The following is a 25,844-nucleotide window of genomic DNA, read 5'->3' as shown; positions in this document are numbered from 1 at the left end:
CCCCCAGCCCGACGCACGCCGACCCCGCACGCCCGCCGGAGCCGCTCCACACCTCACCCCCACCAGCCGGATCAACCAAAGCGAGCCGAACGACCCGGCGCCCAACCCCCAGCCCGACGCGCACTGACCCCGCAGACCCGCCGGAACGACTCGACACCTCACCCCCACCAGCCCGGTCAACCAATGCGAGCCGAACCAGCCCGGCACCCGACCCCGTGTTCGCCGAGCGGGCCGACGGTCAGGTCTGCCTCGCGGCAGGCGGTCACCAGTCGGGGCAGCGCGGCCAGCGCCGCCCGCCAGCAGTCCGGGGCGGCGTGCCGGTCGGAGTCGTGCAGCAGCACCGTGCCGCCGCCCCGCAGGTCCGGCAGCACGGTCGCCGTCACGGACCCGGCGGTGGCGCCGGCCGTCCAGTCGCGGCCCCAGGCGGTCCACAGGACCGGGCGCAGCCCGGCGCGGCGCGCGGCCAGCAGCCGGTCGCCGGTGAGGATGCCGTACGGGGGCCGGTACCAGACGGGGCTCGTACCGGACACTTCCGCCACGGCGCGCGCGGCCCGGGCCAGCCGCCGGGTCTCCCGGAGGGGCGCGGGCCGCCAGGGGCCGTCGTGCGTCCAGCCGTGCACCGCGAGCTCATGACCGCGCCGGACGATCTCGTGGCTCAGCCGCCGGTGGGCCAGCACCCGCTCGCCCAGTACGAAGAACGTGGCGTGGACCGCCAGCTCGTCCAGCGTGGCGAGGAAGGCGGGGGTGGAGCGAGGATCGGGTCCGTCGTCGAAGGTGAGCGCCACGTGGTCCGCGCGGCCGGTGCCGGCGAGCGACGGCAGCCAGGCGCGACGCGGGCCGGGGAGCCAGGTGGCGGCCGGGGCGATGTGGGCGGCGGCGGCCAGCACGGGCAGTGCGGCGAGGGCCGTGGTGAGCAGCCTGCCCCGGTCGGCACCGCCCCGCATGCGCGTCTCCCTTGAGGTACGTCCGAATCCGGTGGTCGCCGGACCCGGCGGTCGCCGGGCCCGGTGGTTCGCAGGACCCGATGGTCGCCGGGCCCGATGGTCGCCGGGCCCGATGGTCGCCGGGCCCGGTGGTTCGCAGGACCCGGTGGTCGCCGGGCCCGGTGGTTCGCAGGACCCGGACAGGCCGCCGTCCGGTGGTCAGCCGAACCTGGCCGCCAGGCGCCGGTACGGTGAGGGGGCCAGGGCGCGCACCGCGACCGGGAGGCGCAGCCAGCCGGGCACGAACACCTCGTCTCGTCCGCCGCGCACGGCCGCCACGACGGCCGCGGCCACCCGCTCGGGCGGGACCGGGCGCGGGCGGCGGCGGGAGTAGGGCACCCCTCTCCTGGCGAAGAACGGGGTGCTCACCACACCCGGCACGACGTGGGTCACCCCTACGCCGGTGCCGCTCAGTTCGTAGCGCAGCGCGTCGGCGAAGGTGCCGAGGCCCGCCTTGGCCGCGGAGTACACCGCTTCCTCGCGCACCCCGACGCTGCCCGCGACGGAGCCGATCAGCACCAGCCGGCCCCGGCCGCGCGCCACCATGTGCGGCAGCACCTCGCGGACCAGGTGCACCACCGACGCCAGGTCGACGGTGAGCACGCGGTCCACCTCGCTGCCCGGCATCGAGGTGAACGGCCCGGCCCAGCCCACGCCGGCCGCGGCGACGAGGAGATCGACGCCCGGCGCCCGGCGCAGCGCGCGGTCGGCCAGTTGCCGGGCTCCGTCGGCGCCGGCCAGGTCACAGGGGATCGCGACGCCGGACGTCTCGCGCGCCACCGCGTCCAGCCGGGCCCGGTCGCGTCCGGAGAGCAGCAGCGTCCACCGCTCCCCCGCCAGGGTCCGCGCCACCGCCGCGCCGATCCCGGAGGACGCGCCCGTCACCAGCGCCACGCCCGTCATGGACGCGGTGCCCGGCAGGAGGGTGGACGGGGCGGGGTACGGATCCGCCGTGGCGCGTCCCAAGCTGAACCTCCTCGAGTGATGGTCCCCGGCGCGGCCGCGGGGTCCGCCGGCGGGCACGCCGTCCCGGCCCCGCCCGTCCCCGTGCTCCCGCGCGCCGTGCGCCCGGCGGCGCCGGCGACCATCGAGGGATAGCCGGAGCCCACGGCTTTCAAACGTGCGCCGGCGTCGGCCCGCGGGCGCGAGAGCCCGTCCGGCGCCGCGCGGCCGGGCGCCTTCGCGCCGAACCGGTGAGGTGACCACCCTGGAGGCCGGGTGGCGCCTCGATGTGCCGGCGCCGACGGGCGGCCGGCGGGACGCTGAGCCATGCGGGTGCTCTTTGCGGGGCGGTCCCGGCCGGGGTCCCGCCGTCCGGAGGCTTCGCCCGGTCCGGGCAGGAGGATGGCACGCCGTGGTGTACCTCTTCGGCCTTCCCGCCGCCTGTCTGCTGGGCTTCGGCTTCGTGCTCCAGCAGCACGCGGCCGAACGCGAACCGCTGTCCCTGATGCTGTCCTTCCGGTTGCTGCTGGACCTGGTGCGGGTGCCGCTGTGGCTGGCGGGCATGGGCTGCATGATCGTGGGCCAGATCCTCGGCGCGCTCGCGCTGACGCAGGGCAGCCTGGCCCAGGTGGAGCCGTTGCTCACCATGAATCTGCTGTTCGCGATGGCCCTGGCCCGGTGGATGGGCGACCAGCCGCTGGGCTGGTCGGGGTGGCTGGGGGCGCTCGCGCTCAGCGGCGGCGTCGCGGCCTTCGTCCTGGCGGGGCGCCCGCACAGCGGTCAGGGCGAGGTCGGCGCGTTGCGGCACTGGGCCGTGGTCGGCTGTGTGCTGGGGGTCGCCGGGATGCTCGTGTTCGCCTCCCAGCGGCTGCGGCTGCTGCACCGGCCACCCCTGCTGGCCGCGGCGGCCGGCACGCTCTACGGACTGCAGGACGCGCTCACCCGGGTGTGCGGCGGCATCTTCGGGGCCGAGGGGCTCGTCGGGCTGCTGACCTCCTGGCAGCCCTGGGGCGTGGTGTCGCTCGCGGTGGTGGGGCTGCTGCTGGTGCAGAGCGCGTTCGAGGCCGGACCGCTGCGGCTGTCGCTGCCCGCGCTGACCGCCGCCGAGCCGCTGAGCGGCATCGCCTGCGGCATCGGCTTCCTGTACGACGAGCTGCGTACGACGCCGGGCGCGCTGGCCTGGCAGGCGGCCGGTGTGGTGGCGGCGCTCACCGGTGTCTTCGTCCTCGGGCGGCACCCTGTCATGCCCAGCGGCGAGCGCCGGCCCGAGCCACCCCACCACCTCGCGCACCGGTCCTGACGGGAACCCGCACGGGCAGGCCCAGTCCGCCGATTCCCGCCGGGCCCGCGCCGCGCATGGCCGACCAGGGACCAGGGACCAGGGACTGACCAGGGACCAGGGACTAGGGGGCGTCCGCGAGCCTGGCGGTGGTCTCCAGCAGCAGGGCGTGCACGAAGGCCTGCGGGAGGTTGCCGCGCAACTGGCGCTGGGCGATGTCGAACTCCTCCGCGTACAGGCCGGACGCGCCGCAGGCGCCGCGGTTGCGCTCGAACCAGCGGTGCGCCTCGACCTCGTCGCCCTGCTGGTGCTCGGTCAGTGCCATGAGGAAGCCGCACAGCAGGAACGCGCCCTCGGCGTCCTCCAGGGGCCGGTCGTCGTGCCGGAACCGGTAGATGAAGTGGTCCTGGGTGAGCTGGGCGCGGCAGGCGGCGAGGGTGGCGCGGGTGCGCGGGTCGTGCGGGGGCAGCGCGCCGCGCACGGCGGGCAGCAGCAGGGCCGCGTCGACCGCGGGGTCGTCGGGGGTGCGCTGCCAGTGCCCCTCGGGGTGCACACAGCCGGCCGCGGTCTCGGTGAGCAGGCTGTCGGCGAGGTCGGCGCACGTGCCGGCGAGCGGCAGGCGCGGGGCCGCGCCGGCGAGGGCGCGCAGCCCGGCGACGCAGCTCAGCCGGCTGTGTGTCCAGAGCCGGTCGTCCAGTTCCCAGATGCCCGCGTCCGGTTCCCGCCGCCGCTCGGCGACGGCCCGTACCGCGGTCTCGGCGGCCTTCCAGCCGTCCGGGCCCAGCCGGTCCATGCGTTCGGCGGCGGCGAACAGCAGCAGCGCCTCGCCGAAGCAGTCGAGCTGGAACTGCCGCTCGACGTGGTTTCCGACGCGGCTGAAACCGCCGGGGTAGCCGGGCAGGTCGAGTTCGCGCTGCCCGGGTACGGGTGTTCCGTGCACGGTGTAGGCGGGGGCGAGACCGGGGCCGTCGCTGAGCAGTCGCTCGCTGACGAAGCGGACGGCGGCGTCCAGGAGTTCCGGGGCGTTCGCGGCGGCGGCCGCCTGCCCGGCGTAGCTCTGGTCGCGGATCCACACGAACCGGTAGTCGTAGTTGCGGCCGGCCTCCGCGCGTTCGGGCAGGCTGGTGGTGGCCGCGGCGACCATGCCGCCGCCGTGGCAGGTCAGGCCGCGCAGCAGGGCGTAGGAGCGCCGGGCGTCCCCGGTGGCGACGGTGTGCCCGAGTGCGGGCACGGACCGCCGCCAGGCCTGTTCGGTGGCCGCCCACGCCTGCTCGGCCTTCGGCGGGGTGCGCGGCAGCGGCGCGTCGGAGCACTCCAGGACCAGGTCGTGCTTCGCGCCGGGGCCGAGCACCAGGTCGGCGGTCAGGCCCCCGGCGCGGACGACGGCCGCCGGGGCGCCCTGCCAGCGCAGGCGGTGGTGGCCGGTGCCCAGGTGCCAGACGCCGTCGTCGTCGCGGTGGGTGGTGGACAGCGGGGCGCGGCCGTAGTCGGCGCGCGGGTCGAGCACCAGGCGGACGTGGGCGGTGCCGTCGACGGCGTGCAGCTGCCGCAGCAGCACCAAGCGGCCGGCCTCGCCGGGGAAGGCGAGGGTCTCGCGGCACTCGACGACGCCGTCGGTGGTGATCCAGCGGCTGCGCCAGATCAGGGTGCCCTCCTCGTAGTAGCCGCCGGGCACCCAGCGGCCGAGCGGGGTCACGGCGTAGACGCCCGCGCCGCCGATGAGGGAGGCGAAGACGGCGTCGTCGTGCCAGGTGGGCGCGCACAGCCAGTTGACGGCGCCGTCCGGCCCGATCAGGGCGCCGCGTTCCCCGTCGGCCAGCAGCGCGTAGTCGTGCAGCGCGTGCGGCGGGAACGGGATGATGCTCATGGCGCTTTCTCCTCCTGTGGCCGGGCCGGGTCCGGGTACCCTTCCTGGCCGTCGGCACGGCCCCGGCCGCGGCGGCGCCGTCAGGCGGTGCCGCCGGGATCCGGGCAGAACACCGGTACCCGCTGGACCAGGTTGTTGGCGAAGCCGCCCCGGTTCCACGGCTGTTCCAGTGGCTGGGTGTTCCCGGCCGCGTCGTGGGCCCGGACGCTCAGCACGTGGTCGCCGGGCTCGGCGGACCACTCGCAGGTCCAGCGGCGCCAGGCCCAGCGGTGTCCGTCGTCGGGCGCGAGGACGGCCGGGCGCCGGCTCGGGCCGCCGTCCGTGCCGACCTCCACCCCGGTCACCGGTGCCCGTCCCGACCAGGCCCGTCCCTCCAGCCGGACCGGGCCGGGCGCGACGATGCGGGTGCGGGACATGAAGTCGGGGAAGCCGGGCGGTATCAGCAGCGCCCGGGGAGCGATCCGTGTGACGGGCCGTCCCGCCTCCTCGGTCCCCTGCCCGATCCGGTAGGCGACTGCCTGTTGGAAGCCGGTGAACGGCCGGTCGACGACGGTGATCGCGCGCAGCCACTTCACCTGGGCCATGCCGTACCAGCCGGGCACCACCAGGCGCAGGGGGCAGCCGTGCTGGGGCGGCAGGGGTGCGCCGTCCATGGCGTAGGCCACCAGGACCTCGGGCTCCTCGCCGGTGGCCACGTCGAGCGGGAGGGCTCGTTCGTAGTCCTGTTCGACGCCGCGTTCCACTCCGTGGTCGGCGCCGGTGAAGACGACGTCGACCGCGTCGGGCGCGGCCCCGGCCTCGGCGAGGAGGAGGCGCAGGGGCACCCCTGTCCACTCCGCGGTGCCCACCGCTTCGAGCAGCCAGGGCTGGCTCACCGGCCTCGGCGACAGCAGCGCCCTGCCGTTCCCGGCGCACTCCATGGTCACGCGCGTGGTGAGTGCCGGGAGGGCGCGCAGCTCCGCGACGGAGAGGGTGAGGGCGTGCCGCACGCGTCCGCCCAGCGTCAGCCGCCAGGCGGTGTCGTCGGGTACGTGGGGGATGTCGTAGTGGGTGAGGACGTAGTGCAGGCCCGGCGGTGTCAGGTCGTGGCGCATGGCCTCGAGCGGCAGCCCGTGGTTGCGGGCGGCCAGCGCCAGTTCGTCCTGTCCCAGGCCCTCACCCGGCGCGGCCAGCCGGGCGGGAGCGCTCACGTCGGTGAGTCGGCGCCCCATGCGGTCGATTATTCGCCCCCGCCCGCGCTCGCGCACCGGCTGGATGGCGGGTGCCGCGCTCGCCGGGTGCGGCCCGCGTCTTGACGTGCCGGGCCGTGGTGGCGATCCTCGGGACAGCTTGTGTAGTACATGACAATCAGGCGCCGTGCCATCCCGCCGACCGAGGGACGTGGGCCGTGACCGTACGCAGTAGCCCGAACCGCCACCGCAGGCCCGCCGGCGTCCTGTCGGTGCTGCTCCTCGTGCTGGCGGCCGTCCTGGGTCCGGCGCCGAGTGCGGCGGCGGACGGGAACGACTGGTGGACCCCCGTGTCACGGCCCGCCCCGGACTCGCGGATCGGTGTCACCGGCGAGCCGTTCCGGGGCACCGACGACCGGGGCCGGGTGCGGGGGTTCGTCGACGCCCACGACCACCTGTTCGCCAACGAGGCCTTCGGCGGCCGGCTGATCTGCGGCAAGGTGTTCTCCGAGGCCGGGATCGCCGACGCCCTCAAGGACTGCCCCGAGCACTACCCCGACGGCTCGCTCGCCGTCTTCGACTTCATCACCAAGGGCGGCGACGGCAGGCACGACCCGGTCGGCTGGCCGACGTTCAGGGACTGGCCGGCCCACGACTCGCTGACCCACCAGCAGAACTACTACGCGTGGGTGGAGCGCGCCTGGCGCGGCGGCCAGCGGGTCCTCGTCAACGACCTGGTCACCAACGGCGTGATCTGCTCGGTGTACTTCTTCAAGGACCGCGGCTGCGACGAGATGACGTCCATCCGGCTGCAGGCGAAGCTGACGTACGACCTGCAGGCCTACGTCGACCGGATGTACGGCGGCCCCGGCAAGGGCTGGTTCCGGATCGTCACCGACAGCGCGCAGGCCCGCGAGGTGGTCCGGCAGGGCAAGCTGGCGGTCGTCCTGGGCGTGGAGACCTCCGAGCCGTTCGGCTGCAAACAGGTCCTTGACGTCCCGCAGTGCGACCGGCACGACATCGACGCGGGCCTGGACGAGCTGTACGGGCTCGGGGTGCGCAGCATGTTCCTGTGCCACAAGTTCGACAACGCGCTGTGCGGGGTGCGCTTCGACTCCGGCGCGCTCGGAACGGCCATCGACGTGGGGCAGTTCCTGTCGACCGGCACCTTCTGGAAGACCGAGAAGTGCGCCGGCCCGCAGCACGACAACCCCATCGGCTCCGCGCCCGCGCCCGGGGCCGAGGCGAAGCTGCCGGCGGGCGTGAGCGTCCCCGCGTACGACTCGGACGCGCAGTGCAACGCCCGCGGCCTCACCGGCCTCGGCGAGTACGCCGTGCGCGGCATGATGAAGCGCGGGATGCTGCTGGAGATCGACCACATGGGCGTCAAGGCCGCCGGCCGCGCGCTCGACATCCTGGAGGCGGACTCGTACCCCGGCGTGGTCTCCTCGCACAGCTGGATGGACATGAACTGGACCGAGCGGGTCTACGGCCTCGGCGGTTTCGTCGCCCAGTACATGAACGGCTCGCAGGCGTTCGTCGCCGAGGCGGACCGCACGAAGGCACTGCGGGAGAAGTACGGCGTCGGCTACGGCTTCGGCACGGACATGAACGGCGTGGGCGGCTGGCCGGGGCCCCGCGGCGCGGACGCGCCCGACAAGGTCGTCTACCCCTTCCGCAGCGTCGACGGCGGCTCCCTCGTCGACCGGCAGACCACCGGCGAGCGCACCTGGGACCTCAACACCGACGGGGCCGCGCACTACGGCCTGGTGCCCGACTGGATCGAGGACATCCGGCGGGTGGGCGGCCAGGACACCGTGAACGACCTGTTCCGCGGGGCCGAGTCATACCTCGGCACCTGGGGAGCGGCGGAGCGCCACCGGGCGGCGGTCGACCTCGCCGACGGGGCGCCGGCCACGGCCAGTTCGTCCGAGTGGAACCCGTTCACCAGCTACGCGCCGGGCCGGGCGGTGGACGGCAGGCGGGACACCCGGTGGGCCAGCGACTGGAGCGACGGCCAGTGGCTGCGGATCGACCTGGGTTCCGCGCACCCGGTCGGACGGGTGACGCTCGACTGGGAGCGCGCGTACGGCAGGGCGTACCGGATCGAGCTCTCGACGGACGGGGTGAACTGGCGTACCGCCTGGTCGACCACCGCCGGCGACGGCGGCCTCGACACCGCGCGCTTCACCCCGGAGCCGGCCCGCTACGTCCGCGTCACCGGCACGGAGCGCGGAACGCAGTGGGGTTACTCGCTGTACGAGGTCGGCGTCCACAGCGGCTGACGCCCGGCGGCCCTTCGCCGGTCAGGGGCGGCCGCCGCCCGGCCCCTGCGTCCCGCCCGGCGCGCCCGCCGGCTCGGGCGGCGGGGGAACCGGGCGGGCGGACGGCGGGGCCGCCTCGTCGTCCAGGTCGCCGCGGACGGCCGCGACGGCGAAGGCCACCATGGAGGCAAGGACGAGCAGGGCGAGCGGCCCCCAGATCGCCGGGATCGACCACATCGGCCAGTCGTTGGCCGACTGCGCCCACAGCGTCGGGAGGGCGAGGACGGCCATGCCGACGCCGTGCCACCGCACCACGGACGCGGCTCTGGCATGCCGCCGGTCGTCCCGCGCGAACAGGGACCACACCGCCCCGACGAGCGCGGCCAGGCCGAACGAGCCGCAGGCGAGCGCGCCGCCGAGGCGGTCCTCCGGCCACCCCACGGGCCCGTCGGACGTCTGCTGCCGCCGTCCCCGGGCGTCCCGCACCTCGACGACCCGGCCGTGCCAGATCAGGCCGACCACCCTGTCGCCCGGCTCCAACTCGGAGGCCACCGGATCGGTCTGACGGAACGTCACCCGCCACGGTTTGCCGGAGGGCAGCGAAAGACGTGCCTCCGGCGACTCGTTGCGCTTCCCCCGGTGCAGGTCGGCGGTGCGGACGGTGAACGTCTGCCGCCACACGCAGGCCGACGGCCTCACCGGCACCGAGGCGCAGACCGGCGCGGCCCGGTAGGCGCGCTCACGCTGCAGCGCCGAGCCCATCTCGGAGGCCGTCGCCACCCCGCCGCCGAGGGCCACCACGGCGATCAGCAGCCACCACACGCCCCGCAGCCCGTTGTGCTCCCCCCGGCCCACGCCGCCTCCCCGCCCCGCCCACGATGTTCCGCAGGCGTATTCGAGCACGTCCGCCGTGCGCCGCCCAGTCCTCCCACCGGCAGCGCGCACACCGGCCGGCCTGCCGGGTCACGGCAACGAGCGGGGGCGGCCCGGCCGACGGCGCCCCCCGGGTACGGCGCCGTCTTGTGGCGAGCCGTCCGAGCCACTTCAATGCTCCCTACCTCCCCACAGGAGAACACCTGTCCCGACCCAGTGAAGGGGTTCTTCTTGACCGCCCTACGCGCCACCGCCGTCACCGCGGCCACCTGCGCCCTCGTCCTCGCCGCCGCGCTGCCGTCCTCCGCGATCAACTCGTACAACGCCACACCCGCGCCCGAACGCACCGAGGTCGGCGCCCTGGTGGCCACCTGGGACGACGACGGCGATCCGGCCACCCCCGACCGCACCGACTGGGTGTGCTCCGGCACCATGGTCGACGCGAACACCTTCCTGACCGCGGCGCACTGCACCAGCGACTGGCCGGCCGGGGTCAGGTTCTACGTCTCGCTCGACCAGGACGTCCAGGCGGGGCTCGACGCCGCCGCCAAGCGGTACCACGGCGACCCGGCCGCCCAGGCGAACGCCGTCGCCGTCGAAGGCGTCGCGCACACGCACCCCGGCTACCCGGGGCCGTCCTCCGACCCGCACGACATCGCGGTGATCGAGCTGCCCGCAGCGAAGGTCGCCTCCCGCTGGTCCTTCACCCCGGCCGCCCTGCCGGGCGCGAACCAGCTGGACAGCCTCACGTCGAAGGAACTGAACTCCGCCGGCTGGGTCGTCGCCGGGTACGGCACACAGGAGGCGGCGCGGGGGCCCGGCGGCCAGACCCATCCGGGCGGCGGGGTCCGCATGAAGGCGCCGGTGAGCTTCGACGCCCTCAACAAGGCATGGGTCCGCCTCGCCATGACGGCGCCCCAGGGCAACGGCGGGGCCTGCTACGGCGACTCCGGCGGCCCGAACTTCGCCGTCCTCGGCGGCAAGCGGGTCCTGACCTCCACGACCATCACCGGCGACGGCCCGTGCTACGCCACGAACGTCACCTACCGCCTCGACACACCCGGCGCCCGGTCGTTCCTGTCCCCGTTCGTGAAGCTGCCGTAGCGTGAGCGCCCGTCCCGCCCGGAGGGCGGCCGTGGTCCCGGCGCGCTGCCGGGACCGGCGGCGCCCCCGGGCGGGACGGGGGCGCCGGGCGGGACCGGGGCGCCGGCGGGACCGGGGCGCCGGTTCAGGCCGCCGAGGCCCCTCCGTGTTCCGCGCGGTCGCGGTGGATCGGCGTGTCCGTGCCGGTCAGGGGAAGGCCCGTGCCGCCCCGCCGGACGGCGACGATCTCCGCGACGATCGACAGGGCCGTCTCCTCCGGCGTCCGGGCGCCGAGGTCGAGGCCGATCGGGGACCGCAGCCGGGCCAGCTCCCGCGGGCTCACGCCCTCTTCCCGCAGCCGCCGTTCACGGTCCTCGTGGGTGCGGCGCGAGCCGAGCGCGCCGACGAACGCCACCGGCAGCGCGAGCGCCGCCTTCAGCAGGGGCACGTCGAACTTCGCGTCGTGGGTGAGGACGCACAGCACCGTGCGGGCGTCGGTCCGGGTGCGCCGCAGATAGCGGTGGGGCCAGTCGACGACGACCTCGTCGGCCTCCGGGAAGCGGGCCCGGGTGGCGAAGACGGGCCGGGCGTCGCAGACGGTCACGTGGTGGCCGAGGAACTTCCCGGCCCGGACCAGTGCGGCCGCGAAGTCCACCGCGCCGAAGACGATCATGCGCGGGGGCGGCACGTTCGACTCCACCAGCAGGGTCAGGCCGCCGGGGCAGTGCGAGCCGTCCTCGGCGATCTCCACCGTGCCGGTGCGCCCCGCCTCCAGCAGCGCCCCGGCCTCGGCCGCCGCCGAGCGGTCCAGTTCCCGGTGACCCCCCAGACCGCCCTCACGCGTGCCGTCGGGCCGTACCAGCAGGGCGCGGCCGAGGAGTTCGACGGGCCCCCGGACGACCCGGGCCAGGGCGGCCGGCTCGCCACGGGCGGCCGTCGCCAGGGCCGACGCCAGGGCCGGGCGGGCGGGCGCCGCGGCGCTCACCGGCGTGATCAGGACGTCGATGGTGCCGCCGCAGGTCAGACCCACGGCGAAGGCGTCCTCGTCGCTGTACCCGAACCGCTCGAGGACGCTCTCGCCGGTCTCCAGCGCCTGCCGGCACAGGTCGTACACCGCGCCCTCCACGCAGCCGCCGGAGACCGAGCCGATGACGGTGCCCGCGCGGTCGACGGCGAGGGCCGCGCCGGGCCCGCGGGGCGCGCTGCCGGCGACGGCCACCACGGTGGCCACGGCGAACTCCCGGCCCTCCGCCGTCCAGCGGTCCAGTTCCTCCGCCAGGTCAAGCATCCGGCGCTCCTCCGGCGGCCGTCAGCACGCGGTCGGGCCGGATGGGCAGGCTGCGGTGGCGTACGCCGGTCGCGTGCCAGACCGCGTTGGCGATGGCGGCCGCCGCGCCCACGATGCCGATCTCGCCGATGCCCTTGATCCCCACCGGGTCGTTCGGATCGGTGTCCTCGATCCAGTCGGCCTCGATGTGCGGCACGTCGGCGTTCGTGGCCACGTGGTAGCCGGCGAGGTCGGGGCCGACGTGACCCCCGCTGGCGCGGTCCCGGACGGCCTCCTCGTGCAGGGCCATGGAGATGCCCCAGATCATGCCGCCCAGGAACTGGCCGCGCGCGGTGAGAGGGTTGACGATCCGGCCCGCGGCGAAGATGCCGAGCATGCGGCGCACGCGCACCTCGCCGGTGCCGACGTCCACCGCGACCTCGGCGAACTGGGCGCCGAAGGAGTGCCGTTCGGCGGGCGGGAGGGCGCCGATGGCCGCGGTCGTGTCGGACCGTACGGTGATGCCCTCCGCCGGGATGTCGGTGCTGAGGGCGAGCCGCTCGCGCAGTTCGGCCGCGGCCTTGGTGACCGCCCAGGACCAGGAGCGGGTGCCCATCGAACCGCCGGCGATCATCGCCGGGCCGAAGTCGCTGTCGCCGATGCGGACCTGGACGCGCCCGGTGTCGACGTCCAGCGCGTCCGCGGCGACCAGGGTGAGCGCGGTGCGGGCACCGGTGCCGATGTCGGCCGCGGCGATACGGACGGTGAAGGTGCCGTCGGGGTGGGCGGTCGCGGTGGCGGTGGACGGCCCGGCGCCGGCGCCGAAGGAGGCCGCCGCGGTGCCGGTGCCGAGCAGCCAGCGGCCGTCCCGGCGCCGTCCGGGGCGCGGGTCGCGGTCGGCCCAGCCGAACCTGCGGGCGCCCTCGGCGAAGCAGGCGGGCAGGTTGCGGCCGGCGAAGGGCAGCCCGGAGACCGGCCCGCGGTCCGGCTCGTTGCGCAGCCGCAGTTCGATCGGGTCGATCCCGCACTTCTCGGCGAGTTCGTCCAGCGCCGCCTCCAGCGCGAACGAGCCCGGCGCCTCGCCCGGGGCGCGCATCCAGGTCGGGGTCGGCAGGTCGAGCCGCACCACGCGGTTGGCGGTGTGGTGGGCGTCGGCGTCGTACATCACCCGCGCCACGCCCGCGCTCGGCTCGACGAACTCGTGCACGGTCGAGGTGACGTTCAGCGAGGTGTGCTCCAGGGCGCGCAGCCGCCCAGTGGCGTCGGCGCCCAGCCTGACGTGCTGCGTGGTGGGGCTGCGGTAGCCGGCCAGCGAGAACATCTGACGGCGGGTCAGCACCACGCGCACCGGGCGCCGCAGGGTGGTCGCGGCCATGACCGCGGCCACCTGGTGGGCGCGCACGCCCTTGCTGCCGAAGCCGCCGCCGACGTGCTCGGAGCGCACCCGCACCGAGGCCGGGTCGAGCGAGAAGAGGTTGGCCAGCTCGCCGACGACCCAGGTGGCGCCCTGGTTGGAGTCGATCACCTCGAGCCGGCCGCCGTCCCAGCGGGCGGTCGCCGCGTGCGGCTCCATCATGTTGTGGTGCTCTTCGGGGGTGGTGTACTCGGCGTCCACGACATGGTCGGACGCGGCCAGTTCGGCGTCGAGGTCACCCTTCCCGGTCACCGCGGGCATGTGGCCCTCCACCGGGTAGGCGTCCGGGCGCCCGCCGTGGAAGTCGATGTCGTGCGGCTCCTGTTCGTAGTGCACGACGAGCGACTCGGCGGCTTCCCGCGCCTGTTCGGACGTCTCGGCGACGACGAGGGCCACCGGCCAGCCCAGGTGCGGTACCCGGTCGTGCTGGAAGACGGCGCAGGTCGGGTCCGGCCTGCCCAGCATGCCGACGTAGTCGGTCTTGACGCGCGGGGCGTTGCGGTGGTCCAGGACCGCGACGACGCCCGGCATGGCCAGGACGGCGTCGGTGTCGAGGGCGCGGACGCGGCCGCGGGCGACGGTGGAGAGCACCAGCCAGCCGTGCGCGAGGTCCGCGAAGGGGATCTCCCCCGAGTAGCGGGCGGCTCCGGTGACCTTGTCCCTGCCCTCCACGCGGGTGTGCGCGGTGCCGACGGAGGCCGCCCGCGCCTGGGCGCCGGTGGTGACGGTGGTCATCGGGCGGCCTCCTCGGCGAGTTCGGTCAGCACGGCCACCATGAGGTTGCGCATCAGGGTCACCTTGTATCCGTTGTGGGGCAACGGCCGGGCCGCCGCCAGTTCGGCGTCGGCGGCGGCGGCGAAGGTCTCGGGGCCGGCGGGCGCACCGTTCAGGACGCGTTCGGCTGCGCGGGCCCGCCAGGGGCGGGAGGCGACCGCGCCGAGGGCCAGGCGGGCGTCCCTGACGACGCCGTCCCGGACGTCGAGCGCGGCGGCGACCGAGCCGATGGCGAAGGCGTACGAGGCCCGCTCGCGCACCTTGCGGTAGCGGGAGTGGGCGGCGACCGGCGCGGGCGGCAGCGTGACGCCGGTGATCAGGGCGCCGGGCGGCAGGGCGGTCTCGCGGTGCGGGGTGTCGCCGACGGGCAGGTAGAACTCGGTCAGGGGCGACTCCCCCGGACCGTCCGCGGTCTCGAAGTGGACGACGGCGTCGAGCGCGGTGAGTGCGACCCCCATGTCCGAGGGGTGCACGGCCACGCAGTGGTCGGACGCCCCCAGGACGGCGTGATTGTGGTGCTCCCCCTGGATGGCGGGGCAACCGCTGCCGGGAGCACGCTTGTTGCAGGGTTTGGTGACGTCGGTGAAGTAGCCGCAGCGGGTGCGCTGCAGCAGGTTCCCGCCGACGGTGGCCATGTTGCGGAGCTGCCCGGACGCGCCGGCCAGCACCGCCTGCGCGAGCACCGGGTAGTGGCGCCGGACCGCGGGGTGGGCGGCGAGGTCGCCGTTGGTGACGGTCGCGCCGATGCGCAGGCCGCCGTCCGCGGTCGACTCGATCTCGTCGAGCGGCAGTTCGCGGATGTCGACGAGCCGGGCCGGCCGCTCCACACCGGTCTTCATCAGGTCGACCAGGTTGGTGCCGCCGCCCAGGAAACGCGCCTCGGGATCGGCGCCGAGCACGGCGACGGCGCCGGCCACGTCGGACGCCCGCTGGTATGCGAACTCCCTCATGCCAGGGCCTCCTTCGGCTCCGCCTCGAGGCCGGCGGAAGCGGCGCCGTCCGCACCGGCCCCGGCCGCTTGGGCCACCGCCCGGACGATCGAGACGTAGGCGCCGCAGCGGCACAGGTTGCCGCTCATCCGCTCCCGGATCTCGTCGGCGGTCAGCGGTGGCGGTCCCGCCTCGGGACTGATGTCGCCGGTGACGGCGCTGGGCCAGCCCGCCGCGTGCTCCTGGAGCACACCGATCGCCGAGCAGATCTGACCCGGCGTGCAGTAACCGCACTGGAACCCGTCCAGATCGAGGAACGCCTGCTGCACGGGGTGCAGACGGTCGCCGTCGGCGAGTCCCTCGACGGTGGTGATCTCGCGGCCCTCGGCCGCCACGGCCAGTTGCAGACAGGCCACGCTCCGGCGCCCGTCCACCAGGACGGTGCAGGCGCCGCACTGACCCTGGTCGCAGCCCTTCTTGGTGCCGGTGAGATCGAGGCGCTCGCGCAGGGCGTCGAGCAGGGTGGTGCGGTGGTCGACGGGCAGTGTGTGCTTCTCGCCGTTGATCTTCAAGGTGATGACACTGGACGTCGATGAGGCCATGAGCAGCTTCTTTCGCATTTCCAGGAAGATGGGGGGGTGGCCCGGCAGCGGGTGCCGGACGGGGTGGAGAGTGCGTGGTGCGGGCTGTTGCCGCGGGGGCGAAGCGGGATGGGGAGCGCTTGGACCTGAAGGGCGGACGCGGACTGCCGCGGGTTCGCGGACCCGGCTATCGTGGACGTACCGGACAGCTGTCCGCTACCTGGAAAACGTAACGGACAGCTGTCCGGTTAGCAAGGGCGAGGTTCGGCCACGGACCTGCGAGGAGGACACGGGTGCCCCCGATGGACGAACCACCCCGGCGCTCGGACGCGCAGCGCAACCGCGAGCGCATTCTGGAGGTGGCCCTCGTGGAGCTGACGCACTGCGCCGACGCCCCGCTGAGCGTGATCGCCAAGAAGGCGGGCGTCGGACAGGGCACGTTCTACCGGAACTTCCCCAACCGCGAGGCGCTGGTCCTGGAGATCTACCGGCACGAGATCGAGCAGGTCGCGGGCAGCGCGGCCCAGCTGCTGCGGAACCGGCCGCCCGACGAGGCCCTGCGCGCCTGGATGGACCGGCTCGCCGAGTTCGCCATGGCCAAGGCCGGCCTGGCGGACGCGATCCGCCAGGTCACCGGCGCACCGGGCAGCCCCGCCAAGCCCACGCACACTCCGGTGACCTCCGCGGCCGAGGTGCTGCTGCGCGCCGGCGAGGAGGCGGGCACGATCCGCCCGGGCATCACGGCGGAGGACTTCATGCTGGCCATCGCGGGCCTGTGGCAGCTCGACCCGCACGACGACTGGCGCACGCGCGCCGCCCGGCTCCTCGACCTCGTCATGGACGGCCTGCGCGCGGGAGCGCCCGGAACACGGGGCGGTGAAGCGCGTACGGACGGGTGAAGGGCGTACGGACGGGTGGACGGCGTACGGACGGGTGGACGGCGTACGGACGGGTGGACGGCGTACGGACGGGTGGACGGCGTACGGACGGCTAGCCGGTGCGCCTGGTCGGCCCGCGCGGCAGGCCGGCCCGCGCGGCAGGCGGGCTCGTGGGGCGCCTGTCCGCACCGCACCACCGGGTGCGGTGCGGAGATCACCCGCGGGTACGGTGACGCGTAAGCCAGCCGGACGACCCGCCCGGCCGGCCGGCGGCCCCGGCGATCCCGGGCGGCCGGCCGCCGGGGCCGTCCCGATCCGCCTCCGGGAGGTCACCGCCCATGTCCGAGACCACGACCGTCACCGGCACCGACTGCCCGGCGGCAGCCGGCACCCGCGACGCGCCCGTCCTCGCCGAGGTCGTCCGGTCCGGTTTCGTCGAGGGCCGGCACCGCGGCAGCCTGGTGCTGCTGGCGGCGGACGGCACGGTGGAACTGGCGCTCGGCGACGTGACGTCCCCCGTCTTCCCGCGCTCCGCCAACAAGCCGATGCAGGCGGCCGGCATGCTGCGGGCGGGGCTGCGGCTCACGGGTGAGCGGCTGGCCGTGGCGGCCGGCAGCCACTCGGGCGAGTCCTTCCACCGCGATCTCGTGCGCACGATGCTCGACGAACACGGTCTGAGCCCCCGCGACCTGCGGTGCCCACCCGCCCTGCCCCTGGACCAGGAGGAGCAGGAGCGGTACCTGGCGGCGGGCGCGCGTCGCGATCCGGTGGCGATGAACTGCTCCGGCAAGCACACGGCGATGCTCGCCGCGTCCGCGCTGCGCGAGTGGCCGCTGGAGTCCTACCTGGACCCGGGGCACCCGCTGCAGCGGCTCATCCGGACGGCGGTGGAGGAGGCGGCCGGGGAGCGGGTGGCGGCGGTCGGCACCGACGGCTGTGGCGCACCCCTCATGGCGATCGGCCTGACCGGCCTCGCCCGCGCCTTCCGTTCCTACGTCCTGGCCGAACCCGGCACGCCCGAGCGGCAGGTCGCCGACGCCATGCGCGCGCACCCCGAGTACGTCGCCGGCACCCGCCGTCACGACACCTGGCTGATGCGGGAGTTGCCGGGCACCCTGTCGAAGGTGGGCGCGGAGGCCGTCCAGGCGCTCGCACTGCCGGACGGACGCGCCCTGACACTCAAGATCGAGGACGGCGGCGCCCGGGCCCTCGGACCGGTCCTGGCCCGCGCGCTCCAGCTGGCCGGCGTGACGGCGCCGGTCGTCACTCGCGTGGGCCGCGCGCCGCTGCTGGGCGGCGGGGTACAGGTGGGAGAGGTCCGGGCGGTGTTCTGAGCCGCGCGGGCGGGCAGCCGCCCGAGGACGCGTGCGGAGGGGCCGGGTCGGCTATGACTTCACGAAATCGAGGATCACGGGGTTGAGGACGTCCGGGTGGACGGACAGCATCCCGTGCGGGTACCCCTCATAGCTTTTCAGGGTCGCGTTGCGGAGGATCTCAGCGCTCTTCGGCCCCGCGTCCGCGTAGGGCACGACCTGGTCGTCAGTGCCGTGCATGACGAGCACCGGCACATCGATCTTCTCCAGGTCCTCGGTGAAGTCCGTCTCGGAGAAGGCCTTGATGCACTCGTAGTGCGCGTTGGCGGCACCCATCATCCCCTGCGCCCACCACCGGTCTATGAGCCCCTGGTTCACCTCGGCGCCGGGCCGGTTGAAGCCGTAGAAGGGCCCGGACGCCACGTCGATGTAGAACTGGGCGCGGTTGGCGGCGAGTCCGGCGCGCAACTCGTCGAAGACCTCCACCGGGGTCCCTTCGGGGTTGCTCTCCTTCTTGATCATGACGGGCGGCACCGCCGACACGATCACCGCCTTGGCGACGCGACCGGGCTCGGCCCGCGCGACGTAGTGGACCACTTCACCGCCTCCGGTGGAGTGTCCGATGTGCACCGCGTCCCGCAGGTCCAGTGCGTCGGTCACGGCGGCCACGTCCGCCGCGTAGGTGTCCATCTCGTGGCCCGACGACGGCTGGCCGGAGCGCCCGTGCCCACGACGGTCGTGCGCGACGACCCGGTAGCCCTTGGAGAGGAAGTACAGCAGCTGGTTGTCCCAGTCGACGTAACTCAGGGGCCACCCGTGGTGGAAGACGAGCGGTGTCGCGTCCCTCGGCCCCCAGTCGACGTAGAAGATGCTCGTGCCGTCCGCAGTGGTGACCGTGCCCATGGGGTGTCCCTTCCGGGTGGTTGGTTATGCGCTTCTCAACACTTCTGCCGTTCGCCCTGTGCTCCGCCGACCGGCGGACAGCCGGCCGGAGCCGGTCGTGCGCGGGCCCGCACGGGCTCGCGGTGGTCCACGGCAGTCGTCACGTCCGTGTCCTTGGCGACATGCTCCGCTGTTCCGAGACCGGCCGCTGAGCACAGCAGCGGCTCTCGCACGGGTCGGCCGCGCCGGACGCCTTTTCCAGGGTGCGTCCGTCCAGGAGGGGCGGCAAATCCGCGGGCGGGCGCGAGCCGCGAGTCGATGAGACCGTGGACGGGGCGGCCGGCGCCGGCGGGGCCCGCCCGTGGCGTTGTCGGCACCCGGTCCGCGTCGCGTCCGGTGTACGCCCGTACAGCAGCGGTCGTCCCCGCTGTCAGGGCCTGATCACGCTGGACGTCCTGGCGTCGCGGTAGCCCTCGAATCGCTCGCGGACTCCCGGGACCGGCTCGGCACACCGCGGCCCCTCTCGCGTCGGGCCCTGCCACGCAGCGGCGTGATCGGCTTCCAGGGACCGCGCCCGCCTTGTAGGACTGGAGTTCTGATCATGGGACAGCTTGACGGAAAGACCGCCGTCGTCACCGGTGGCACCAGCGGCATCGGACTGGCCGGCGCCAAGCGCTTCGCCGCCGAGGGCGCGGACGTGTTCATCACCGGGCGACGGCAGGCGGTGCTGGACGCCGCACTGGCCGAGGTGGGCCCGACCGCCACCGGCGTCCGGAGCGACGTCTCCGATCCGGCCGACATCGACCGCCTCTACGCCGTCGTCGCCGACCAGGGGCGGCACGTGGACGTGCTGTTCGCCAACGCGGGCGGCGGTGAGTTCGCCACCCTGGAGCAGGTCACCGAGGAGCACTTCGACACCACTTTCGGCATCAATGTGCGGGGCACCCTCTTCACCGTCCAGAAGGCGCTGCCGCTGCTGAACGACGGTGCGTCGGTGATCCTCACCGGCTCCACCGCGGCGGCCTCCGGTGGCGAGGCGTTCGGCGTCTACGCCGCGTCCAAGGCGGCCATCCGTTCGTTCTCCCGTACCTGGGCCAACGAGCTCAGGCACCGGGGGATCCGTGTCAACACCCTCGTTCCCGGCCCCATCGAGACGCCCGGGAACGCCGGCCTCGCCCCCGAGGCGGACGATGCGGCCGCGCTGTGGGGCTTCTTCGCCAGCCAGGTGCCGCTGGGCCGCATGGGCCGCCCCGACGAGGTGGCCGCCGCGGCCCTCTTCCTCGCCAGTGACCAGAGCAGCTTCGTCACCGGTACCGAACTCTTCGTCGACGGCGGCCTCAACCAGATCTGATCCGAGAGGGGGCTGCTCGAACGCCGGGGGGACGGCCGGGCATGACGGTGCTGCCGCCGAGGTGCCGGTGAGGGGGGACCCGGCCGGTTTCGCATGACGAAGTGCCGCAGGCGGTGCCGGAAGGTGACGGCACCGCCTGCTGGTGTCTCCGGGGTGGGTCAGAAGGTGGGCTGGGTGTCGGCGGTCCCGACGGTCAGGCCGGCGCTGAAGACCTTGGTCTTGAGAGTGGTGTTGAGGGCGCCGGCTGCTTCCTTGGTGAGCTTGAGGGTGACGTCGGTGGCCTGGGCCTTGTGATCGCCGAGCTTCACATGGGCGGTCGTCAGGTCGAGCTCGAAGACGGGCACACGGGTTTTGGTGCCGGCGACGAGGCCCGTCAGCCTGCCCTTGGTGAGGTCGATGGTGAAGTTCTTGACCTCCAGAGAGCGGCCGTTGAAGACGTTGGTGAACTTGAGGCCGCCCCGGTGCTTGATCTTTCCGCCGAGGGGGCTGGTGGTCAGCGAGCCGCCCGTCACGGGGTAGGTGGCCCTCAGCGTGGGCCGGCCACCGAGGGTGCTGAGGCTGGGCTTGCCGGGGCGGGTGACGATCGGGGCGATTCCGTTGGACAGCAGCGCCTCGGCGATCGCCGGAGCCACCGTCACGGAGGTGTGGCCGCCCTTGATGTGAACGGTGTGCGGCGTCGCCGAGGCGGTGGGCGCTGCGATCACCACAGCCGCGACAGCAGACGCGGCGGAGACAAGTACGGTGCGGGTCATGGCAGTTCACTCCTGAGCCGTGTTGTACCGGGTGAAGCGGATGACGGGGACGTATTCCGCCACCGCCGCGGGAGTGGATGCAGCCGACAGCCCAGCGGTTCGCCCGCGGAGGATGGGTCCGACTCGCACCTGATCCGCAGCATCGGGGAGTTGCCTCATCCCCAGCTGCAGGGAGTTGCCGTCGGCGCTGAAGCCCTGGCCCTTCTTGACCGTTTCGGAACTCCGCAACCGAAACGGGCTCAGGAGCGGAATCGCTTTTCGACTCATCCACTGGATCTCAGGCTGGAAGGAAGGCCGTCATGGGCGTTGGCACGGCACGGGCCCGCGAACGGGGTCCTCGTGGGCACGGATGCTGAAATCGGCGGTGTTTCATGAGCAGGCCCGGGCCGGGGAACTCCCTGCGGAAATGGACCAGGGAGGAGTGGACCGATGACGGCGCTCTGGCCCGGGTCTGAGGTACTGGCGGCTGGAGCCGCGACGGTGACCGGACCATGGTCCGACGATCTGCTGGCCCAAGGCTTCGCCGAGGGGGATGAGGCGTGTCTGACCGAGGCTTACCGGCGCTGGGGAGCTCTGCTGTTCACCATCGCCTTCCGCAAGCTCGGTGATTCCGAAGAGGCCAAGGATGTCACCCAGCAGGTGTTCGTCGGAGCGTGGAGGGGCCGTCAGGGCTTCGATCACGACCGTGGCTCGCTCAAGACGTGGCTCGTGGGCATCACGCACAAGAAGATCGCCGACGCACTGGAGCGACGGTCGCGGAATCTGCGGAACCACGATGCCGTCGCCACGTTCGCGTCTCCCGGCGACGAGGCGAACTCCGCCGCGGCAGCGGATGCGGTGGTCGACCACATCGTGGTCATGGACGAGCTCGTCCAGTTGCCCGCGCCTCAGCAGACAGTGCTGAGAATGGCGTTCTACGACGACTTGAGCCAGTCGCAGATCGCCGAGCGGACGGGCATGCCGCTGGGAACGGTCAAGAGTCATACACGGCGCGGGATGATGCGCTTGAAGCATCGACTGGAGGTGGACGGTGAAGCACACTGATGAGGGGACGCTGGCCCTGATGGCGCTCGGAGAGCTCCCTTCAGGCAGCGACGACCTCCACCTGCGGACCTGTCCGGCCTGTCGCGGTGAACTCGAAGCGCTCCGGCGCGTCGTCACGGCGGCTCGGGCGCCGGAGTCCGAAGACATCGGACTCCTCCAGCCACCCGCGGAGTTGTGGACCGGGATCGCGACCGAACTCGCCCTCACGCGAGCGCCTGCCGGCGCTGTCACCGCAGTCGGCGAAGCACCTGACGCGGTCCCCGCGGAGAAGGAAGAGCGCGTCGGCTCTCCCGCCGAACGCGGTGCGCCCACCCCACGAGCAGCGCGTCGGCCGCTGCTTTCGCGCCGAGCGCGCTTCAGTGTCGTCCTGGCCGCGTGCGCGGCACTGCTCGGCGCCACGGCGGGGAGCGCGGTCACGTGGTGGGTGACTCGCGGGGCCGGCGAGACGGCCGCCGCCCGCACCAGGGCGCTCGACTCCCTGCGACCCGCGTCGACGGGCTACGCGAGTCTCCGCGGTACGGGAGCGCACCGCAGCCTGACCGTCCAGGTCAAGGGGCTTCCCATGACCTCGGGCTACTTCGAGGTGTGGCTCATGGACCGCTCCCACACGAAGCTCGTGTCCATGGGGGCCCTGGACCCGGACGGAAAGGCCGTCCTGCCGGTGCCGGAGAACATCGACCTCAGGGAGTACTCGGTCGTCGACGTCTCCGTACAGCCCTACAACGGCAAGCCCGATCACTCCGGCAAGAGCATCGTCCGTGGGCCCTACGCCGGTTGAGGACCGGGGGCCCGCGGCGGGAGGCAGCGGCGCCCGCGCGGCCGCCGGTGACGGTCCTGCCTCGCCGCTGCCGCCGCGACCAGGTGCCGTGTGGCGGGCCGGCACACGATCACCCGAGTGACCCGGCGCAGGCGTCGCAGCGCGGCTCGCCGGCACAGGACGACGCCGTGCGCACGCGTGGACCGAATGGCCCCTCAGCACTCGCGGACTCCGGCCGGCTGCCCTGAGGCTGGACTATCACTTCGGCCGAGCCAGGGAGCGAACCTGCGATGATCGTCAAGAAGCTGCACGAATCCGGCATCCGGGCCGAGCACGCCTACACCGCCGCATTCGTCTCCATCGGTCTGTCCGTCATCTCCTGGGCCGCCTCCCTCCAGGTGGAGAAGAAGGGCGAGGAGCGCGCCGACCGGTGGGGCATCTTCGTCGGAGAATGGGCCCCCACCTTCTTCGGTCTGGGGCTGGCCCTGTCCACTTACGAGTAGGGCCAACGGTCACCGGGGACCGCAGGGTGGTGGCGGCGCGTGAAAAGGGCCGGCCTCGGATGGCTGCGCGACTAGGATGGACGGCGACATCGCGTGTCGGTCACCGGCCGGGTGAGGCATGGAGGTGTCGGGACATGCCTTCGGAGGCATTCCTTGTCAGTCGAGTTGAACCACACCATCGTCCACGCCCGGGACAACCGGGAGTCCGCGGAATTCTTCGCGAACCTGCTCGGTCTTGAGATCACCGCCGAGTGGGGTCCGTTCGTCGCGGTCGCCCTGAGCAACGGCGTCACCCTGGACTTCGCCACCGTCCCCGCGGACAGCATCACCCCCCAGCACTACGCCTTCCTGATCTCCGAGGAGGAGTTCGACGCGGCGTACGCGAAGATCAGAGAGCGCGGCATCGAGCACTACGCCGACCCCCGCCGGCAGCAGCCCGGCACGATCAACCACAACGACGGTGGCCGCGGCGTGTACTTCATGGACCCGGCGGGCCACGCCATGGAACTCATCACCGTGCCGTACGGCGGCTGGACCTCATAACCACATGCGCCGAGGGCCGCGCTCCCAGCGTGGAGTGCGGCCGCGGTCGGTCAGGAGCACATCGGGCGGGCATGCTGCCACGGAGCGCGATCGCGAGCCGATTGGGCTCAACCCGGTGCCGCGTCAGTGGGATTGGGCGCGCCATTCGAAGAGCAGGATGGTCGCGTCGTCCCGCAGCTGGTTGCCCTGGTAGTCGAGGATGGCGTGGATGAGCAGCCGCAGTACCTCCGCCGGGCGCTCGCCGGCGGCGTTGGACCGGATGATGAAGTCGGTGAACCGGTCGAGACCGAACTCTCCACCGCTCGCGTCCCGGGCCTCCACGACGCCGTCGCTGTAGAGCAGGACGCAGTCGTCCGGTTCGAGTTCCGTCTCCTGCACCTGCCGTTCCGCCGGGGCGAGTGAGCCGGCCAGCCCCAGCGGCGGCTGCGGAGGACTGTCCAGCGCACCGGCCAGAACCTTGCCGGCGCGGATCAGCAGCGGTGGTGGGTGACCGCAGTTGGCCCAGCGCAGCAGCCCGGTCTCCGCGTCGAACTGGCTCAGCACTCCGGTGCAGAAGTGGTCGGGCAGCCACTGGGCGAGCGCCTGGTCGACGGAGCTGACGACGTCGACCAGGGAAGCACCGCGGCGGCGGGCGTTGCGCGCCGCGGCCATCGCGACCGAGACGGTCAGGCCGGCCGTCAGATCATGGCCCATGGCGTCGAGGATCGCGGAGTTCAGTTTGTTCTTGATCACCGAGTGATCGAAGGCATCACCGGCTATCTCGTACGCCGGTTCGAGAACCGCCGTCGAGACGCATCTGCTGGATCCGATGGTGCGCGGCGGCATGAAGGCGCGCACCATCTCCGCGGGCAATTGCATGGGCGTGGTGCGGGTGCGGGCGACGAGCCAGTCGCTGTAGGCACGCTTGGACGTGATCAGCATGGCGAACAGATGGGCCAGCATCCGGCTGCGGCGCATCAGTACGCTGTCGAGCGAGGCGGTTCCCACACCCAGCACGCCGAGCCGCTCCGCGCCGTCGACGAGAGGTATCCAGACCATCAGACTGTCGGCGGATTCCGCCACGCGCGGGGAGAGTGTGCGATAGGCCCAGCCGGCCGACGAATGGTCCACCAGCAGCGGTTCCGAAGTCTCTTCGAGTGGGATGAGCAGCCGTTGTTGCAGGTCGGCCAGGTAGATCTGCGCTGTGTCCAGTCCGACGGCCGAAGCGCATTGGTTGGCCAGTGCGGGCAATTCGACCGGCAGGGCCGTCTGCGCCTCGGTTATCAGCTGCTCCAGCCGGCTCTCGTCCAGCACGGGCCCGGGATGGGCGGACCCGTGAAATGGGTCCGACACGGGGATCACCCCCTCACTCCCCCAGTCTCACATTGATCCCGTCCCGTCACCCGGCCGCTCTGCCGAAGCTGCCCACAGGCGCTCAGGCGCTCACGGGTGGGAGCCAGGTCATGACTCCTTGCGACTGCCCCTTTCCCCCAGGTCAGGACTGCCCGCGGCATCAGCACCACGAAAACGGACGACGGCCGTGAACCGGGCTCACCACCGGTGAACCGGGCTCACGGCCGTGGACCGGACTCAGTTCGCCGTGGAGGAAGCCCGGCGCGGCAGCTTCCAGCCGGGGCGCGGGAAGTGGCAGGTGTAGCCGTTCGGGTAGCGCTCCAGGTAGTCCTGGTGCTCGGGCTCGGCCTCCCAGAAGTCGCCGACGGGCTCCACCTCGGTGACCACCTTGCCCGGCCACAGTCCGCTCGCCTCGACGTCGGCGATCGTGTCCACCGCGACGCGGTGCTGCTCCTCGTCCGCGTAGTAGATGGCGGACCGGTAGCTGCGCCCGATGTCGTTGCCCTGGCGGTCCTGCGTCGTCGGGTCGTGGATCTGGAAGAAGAACTCCAGGATGTCGCGGTAGCTCGTGGCCGCGGGATCGAAGAGGATCTCGATGGCCTCGGCGTGGTCGCCGTGGTTGCGGTAGGTGGCGTGGGGCGTGTCACCGCCGGAGTAGCCGACCCGTGTCGACACGACGCCGGGCTGCTTGCGGATCAGGTCCTGCATGCCCCAGAAACAGCCGCCGGCCAGTACGGCTCGCTGGGTTCCCACTGTCATCGCTCGCTCCCTCGCCCTGCTGCTTGTACGTTCCTCCAGCCTAAGGTCGCGACCGGCCGGGATATTCCCGGGGCCGGGCGCCGGCCCGCGCGTGCCGCCGGCTCCGGCCGTACCCGCCCGGACCGGCGCGGCGCCACGGCCCTTCGGCGGTAGTTCCGGCCTGCCGGCAGGCGTGTCGATTGACAGCCGCGGCATCCTCGCGGACGCTCGCCGCATGCCGATCGAGACCTCCCCCGCCGGACCGCCGGCGCCCCCGCCCCGGGCCCGCGGCATCCCGCGGGAGACCGGCGCGCCCGGACACCGGC

Annotated in this window: 23 protein-coding genes; 10 read left to right on the top strand and 13 right to left on the bottom strand. The window is 73.5% G+C overall.

The features are described from left to right. Nucleotides 1-176 precede the first annotated feature (176 nt). Both TNCT1_RS19430 and TNCT1_RS19425 read right to left on the bottom strand, forming a co-directional pair. Complete coding sequence (locus TNCT1_RS19430; RefSeq protein ID WP_143633760.1) at nt 177-944, bottom strand: polysaccharide deacetylase family protein; 768 nt, start codon at nt 942-944, stop codon at nt 177-179. Nucleotides 945-1,142: 198 nt separating this feature from the next. Then, the gene (locus TNCT1_RS19425) at nt 1,143-1,886 is read right to left on the bottom strand and encodes an SDR family oxidoreductase (protein ID WP_143634009.1); all 744 of its coding nucleotides are present in this window, start codon (nt 1,884-1,886) and stop codon (nt 1,143-1,145) included. Nucleotides 1,887-2,337: 451 nt separating this feature from the next. On the opposite strand from TNCT1_RS19425, the gene TNCT1_RS19420 reads away from it, so the two are divergent. Further along, on the top strand, nt 2,338-3,225 hold the full coding sequence (locus TNCT1_RS19420) for a DMT family transporter (RefSeq protein ID WP_143633757.1): 888 nt from the start codon (nt 2,338-2,340) through the stop codon (nt 3,223-3,225). 103 nt (nt 3,226-3,328) lie between these two features. Here TNCT1_RS19420 and TNCT1_RS19415 read toward each other — a convergent pair whose 3' ends face one another. Together TNCT1_RS19415 and TNCT1_RS19410 are read right to left on the bottom strand one after the other, a co-directional pair. Then, entirely contained in the window at nt 3,329-5,071 is a 1,743-nt protein-coding gene (locus tag TNCT1_RS19415) for a glycoside hydrolase family 15 protein (protein WP_143633755.1), read from the bottom strand. 80 nt (nt 5,072-5,151) lie between these two features. Beyond that, the gene (locus TNCT1_RS19410; RefSeq protein WP_143633753.1) at nt 5,152-6,282 is read right to left on the bottom strand and encodes a sulfite oxidase; all 1,131 of its coding nucleotides are present in this window, start codon (nt 6,280-6,282) and stop codon (nt 5,152-5,154) included. 176 nt (nt 6,283-6,458) lie between these two features. Here TNCT1_RS19410 and TNCT1_RS19405 point away from each other — a divergent pair, with 176 nt between their 5' ends. Further along, the gene (locus TNCT1_RS19405; RefSeq protein ID WP_143633751.1) at nt 6,459-8,525 is read left to right on the top strand and encodes a discoidin domain-containing protein; all 2,067 of its coding nucleotides are present in this window, start codon (nt 6,459-6,461) and stop codon (nt 8,523-8,525) included. 21 nt (nt 8,526-8,546) lie between these two features. Here the strand turns inward: TNCT1_RS19405 and TNCT1_RS19400 are convergent, their stop codons facing one another. After that, nucleotides 8,547-9,359, bottom strand: coding sequence for a hypothetical protein (locus TNCT1_RS19400; RefSeq protein ID WP_216856657.1), 813 nt, complete (start codon nt 9,357-9,359; stop codon nt 8,547-8,549). A 249-nt stretch (nt 9,360-9,608) separates the two neighbouring features. On the opposite strand from TNCT1_RS19400, the gene TNCT1_RS19395 reads away from it, so the two are divergent. Then, entirely contained in the window at nt 9,609-10,481 is an 873-nt protein-coding gene (locus tag TNCT1_RS19395; protein ID WP_216856655.1) for a trypsin-like serine protease, read from the top strand. A 124-nt stretch (nt 10,482-10,605) separates the two neighbouring features. Here TNCT1_RS19395 and TNCT1_RS19390 read toward each other — a convergent pair whose 3' ends face one another. The 4 genes from TNCT1_RS19390 to TNCT1_RS19375 are packed head-to-tail and all read right to left on the bottom strand — an operon-like array spanning nt 10,606 to nt 15,446. Then, nucleotides 10,606-11,748, bottom strand: coding sequence for an XdhC family protein (locus TNCT1_RS19390; protein WP_143633747.1), 1,143 nt, complete (start codon nt 11,746-11,748; stop codon nt 10,606-10,608). Next, a complete protein-coding gene (locus TNCT1_RS19385; protein WP_143633745.1) occupies nt 11,741-13,876 on the bottom strand; it encodes a xanthine dehydrogenase family protein molybdopterin-binding subunit in 2,136 nt (711 codons plus the stop codon). The genes TNCT1_RS19390 and TNCT1_RS19385 overlap by 8 nt, the downstream gene beginning before the upstream one ends. Beyond that, a complete protein-coding gene (locus TNCT1_RS19380; RefSeq protein ID WP_143633743.1) occupies nt 13,873-14,865 on the bottom strand; it encodes a xanthine dehydrogenase family protein subunit M in 993 nt (330 codons plus the stop codon). Before TNCT1_RS19380 ends, TNCT1_RS19385 begins: the two co-directional genes overlap by 4 nt. Next, nucleotides 14,862-15,446, bottom strand: a complete 585-nt coding sequence (locus TNCT1_RS19375; RefSeq protein WP_143634007.1) for a 2Fe-2S iron-sulfur cluster-binding protein — start codon at nt 15,444-15,446, stop codon at nt 14,862-14,864. The genes TNCT1_RS19380 and TNCT1_RS19375 overlap by 4 nt, the downstream gene beginning before the upstream one ends. A gap of 281 nt (nt 15,447-15,727) precedes the next feature. Between TNCT1_RS19375 and TNCT1_RS19370 the strand changes: the two genes are divergently transcribed. Together TNCT1_RS19370 and TNCT1_RS19365 are read left to right on the top strand one after the other, a co-directional pair. Next, a complete protein-coding gene (locus TNCT1_RS19370) occupies nt 15,728-16,324 on the top strand; it encodes a TetR/AcrR family transcriptional regulator (protein WP_143633741.1) in 597 nt (198 codons plus the stop codon). Nucleotides 16,325-16,641: 317 nt separating this feature from the next. Beyond that, a complete protein-coding gene (locus tag TNCT1_RS19365; protein ID WP_143633739.1) occupies nt 16,642-17,637 on the top strand; it encodes an asparaginase in 996 nt (331 codons plus the stop codon). 51 nt (nt 17,638-17,688) lie between these two features. Here the strand turns inward: TNCT1_RS19365 and TNCT1_RS19360 are convergent, their stop codons facing one another. After that, nucleotides 17,689-18,519 carry an alpha/beta fold hydrolase gene (locus TNCT1_RS19360; RefSeq protein ID WP_143633737.1) on the bottom strand — a complete coding sequence of 277 codons (831 nt, stop codon included), beginning with the start codon at nt 18,517-18,519 and terminating at the stop codon, nt 17,689-17,691. Nucleotides 18,520-19,099: 580 nt separating this feature from the next. Here TNCT1_RS19360 and TNCT1_RS19355 point away from each other — a divergent pair. Then, the gene (locus tag TNCT1_RS19355; RefSeq protein WP_143633735.1) at nt 19,100-19,849 is read left to right on the top strand and encodes an SDR family oxidoreductase; all 750 of its coding nucleotides are present in this window, start codon (nt 19,100-19,102) and stop codon (nt 19,847-19,849) included. 158 nt (nt 19,850-20,007) lie between these two features. On the opposite strand, the gene TNCT1_RS19350 is transcribed toward TNCT1_RS19355, so the two are convergent. Then, entirely contained in the window at nt 20,008-20,601 is a 594-nt protein-coding gene (locus TNCT1_RS19350) for a hypothetical protein (RefSeq protein ID WP_143633733.1), read from the bottom strand. A 429-nt stretch (nt 20,602-21,030) separates the two neighbouring features. Here TNCT1_RS19350 and TNCT1_RS19345 point away from each other — a divergent pair, with 429 nt between their 5' ends. The 4 genes from TNCT1_RS19345 (at nt 21,031) to TNCT1_RS19330 (ending at nt 23,448) form a co-directional block, all read left to right on the top strand. Beyond that, complete coding sequence (locus TNCT1_RS19345) at nt 21,031-21,645, top strand: RNA polymerase sigma factor (protein WP_143633731.1); 615 nt, start codon at nt 21,031-21,033, stop codon at nt 21,643-21,645. A gap of 19 nt (nt 21,646-21,664) precedes the next feature. Then, complete coding sequence (locus TNCT1_RS19340) at nt 21,665-22,423, top strand: anti-sigma factor (RefSeq protein ID WP_235902751.1); 759 nt, start codon at nt 21,665-21,667, stop codon at nt 22,421-22,423. A 269-nt stretch (nt 22,424-22,692) separates the two neighbouring features. Next, nucleotides 22,693-22,905: a hypothetical protein gene (locus tag TNCT1_RS19335; protein ID WP_143633727.1), complete on the top strand. Its 213-nt coding sequence runs from the start codon at nt 22,693-22,695 to the stop codon at nt 22,903-22,905. A 153-nt stretch (nt 22,906-23,058) separates the two neighbouring features. After that, a complete protein-coding gene (locus TNCT1_RS19330; RefSeq protein ID WP_143633725.1) occupies nt 23,059-23,448 on the top strand; it encodes a VOC family protein in 390 nt (129 codons plus the stop codon). Nucleotides 23,449-23,571: 123 nt separating this feature from the next. Here TNCT1_RS19330 and TNCT1_RS19325 read toward each other — a convergent pair whose 3' ends face one another. Both TNCT1_RS19325 and msrA read right to left on the bottom strand, forming a co-directional pair. Continuing rightward, on the bottom strand, nt 23,572-24,741 hold the full coding sequence (locus TNCT1_RS19325) for a PP2C family protein-serine/threonine phosphatase (protein WP_235902724.1): 1,170 nt from the start codon (nt 24,739-24,741) through the stop codon (nt 23,572-23,574). A 276-nt stretch (nt 24,742-25,017) separates the two neighbouring features. Beyond that, nucleotides 25,018-25,539: a peptide-methionine (S)-S-oxide reductase MsrA gene (msrA, locus tag TNCT1_RS19320; protein WP_143633722.1), complete on the bottom strand. Its 522-nt coding sequence runs from the start codon at nt 25,537-25,539 to the stop codon at nt 25,018-25,020. Nucleotides 25,540-25,844: the final 305 nt, after the last annotated feature.

Origin of the sequence: Streptomyces sp. 1-11, assembly GCF_007176755.1 — a bacterium.
Classification (GTDB): Bacteria; Actinomycetota; Actinomycetes; order Streptomycetales; family Streptomycetaceae; genus Streptomyces.
The sequence above is the reverse complement of the archived record's forward strand: the minus strand, read 5'-3'. Positions and strand labels throughout refer to the sequence as shown.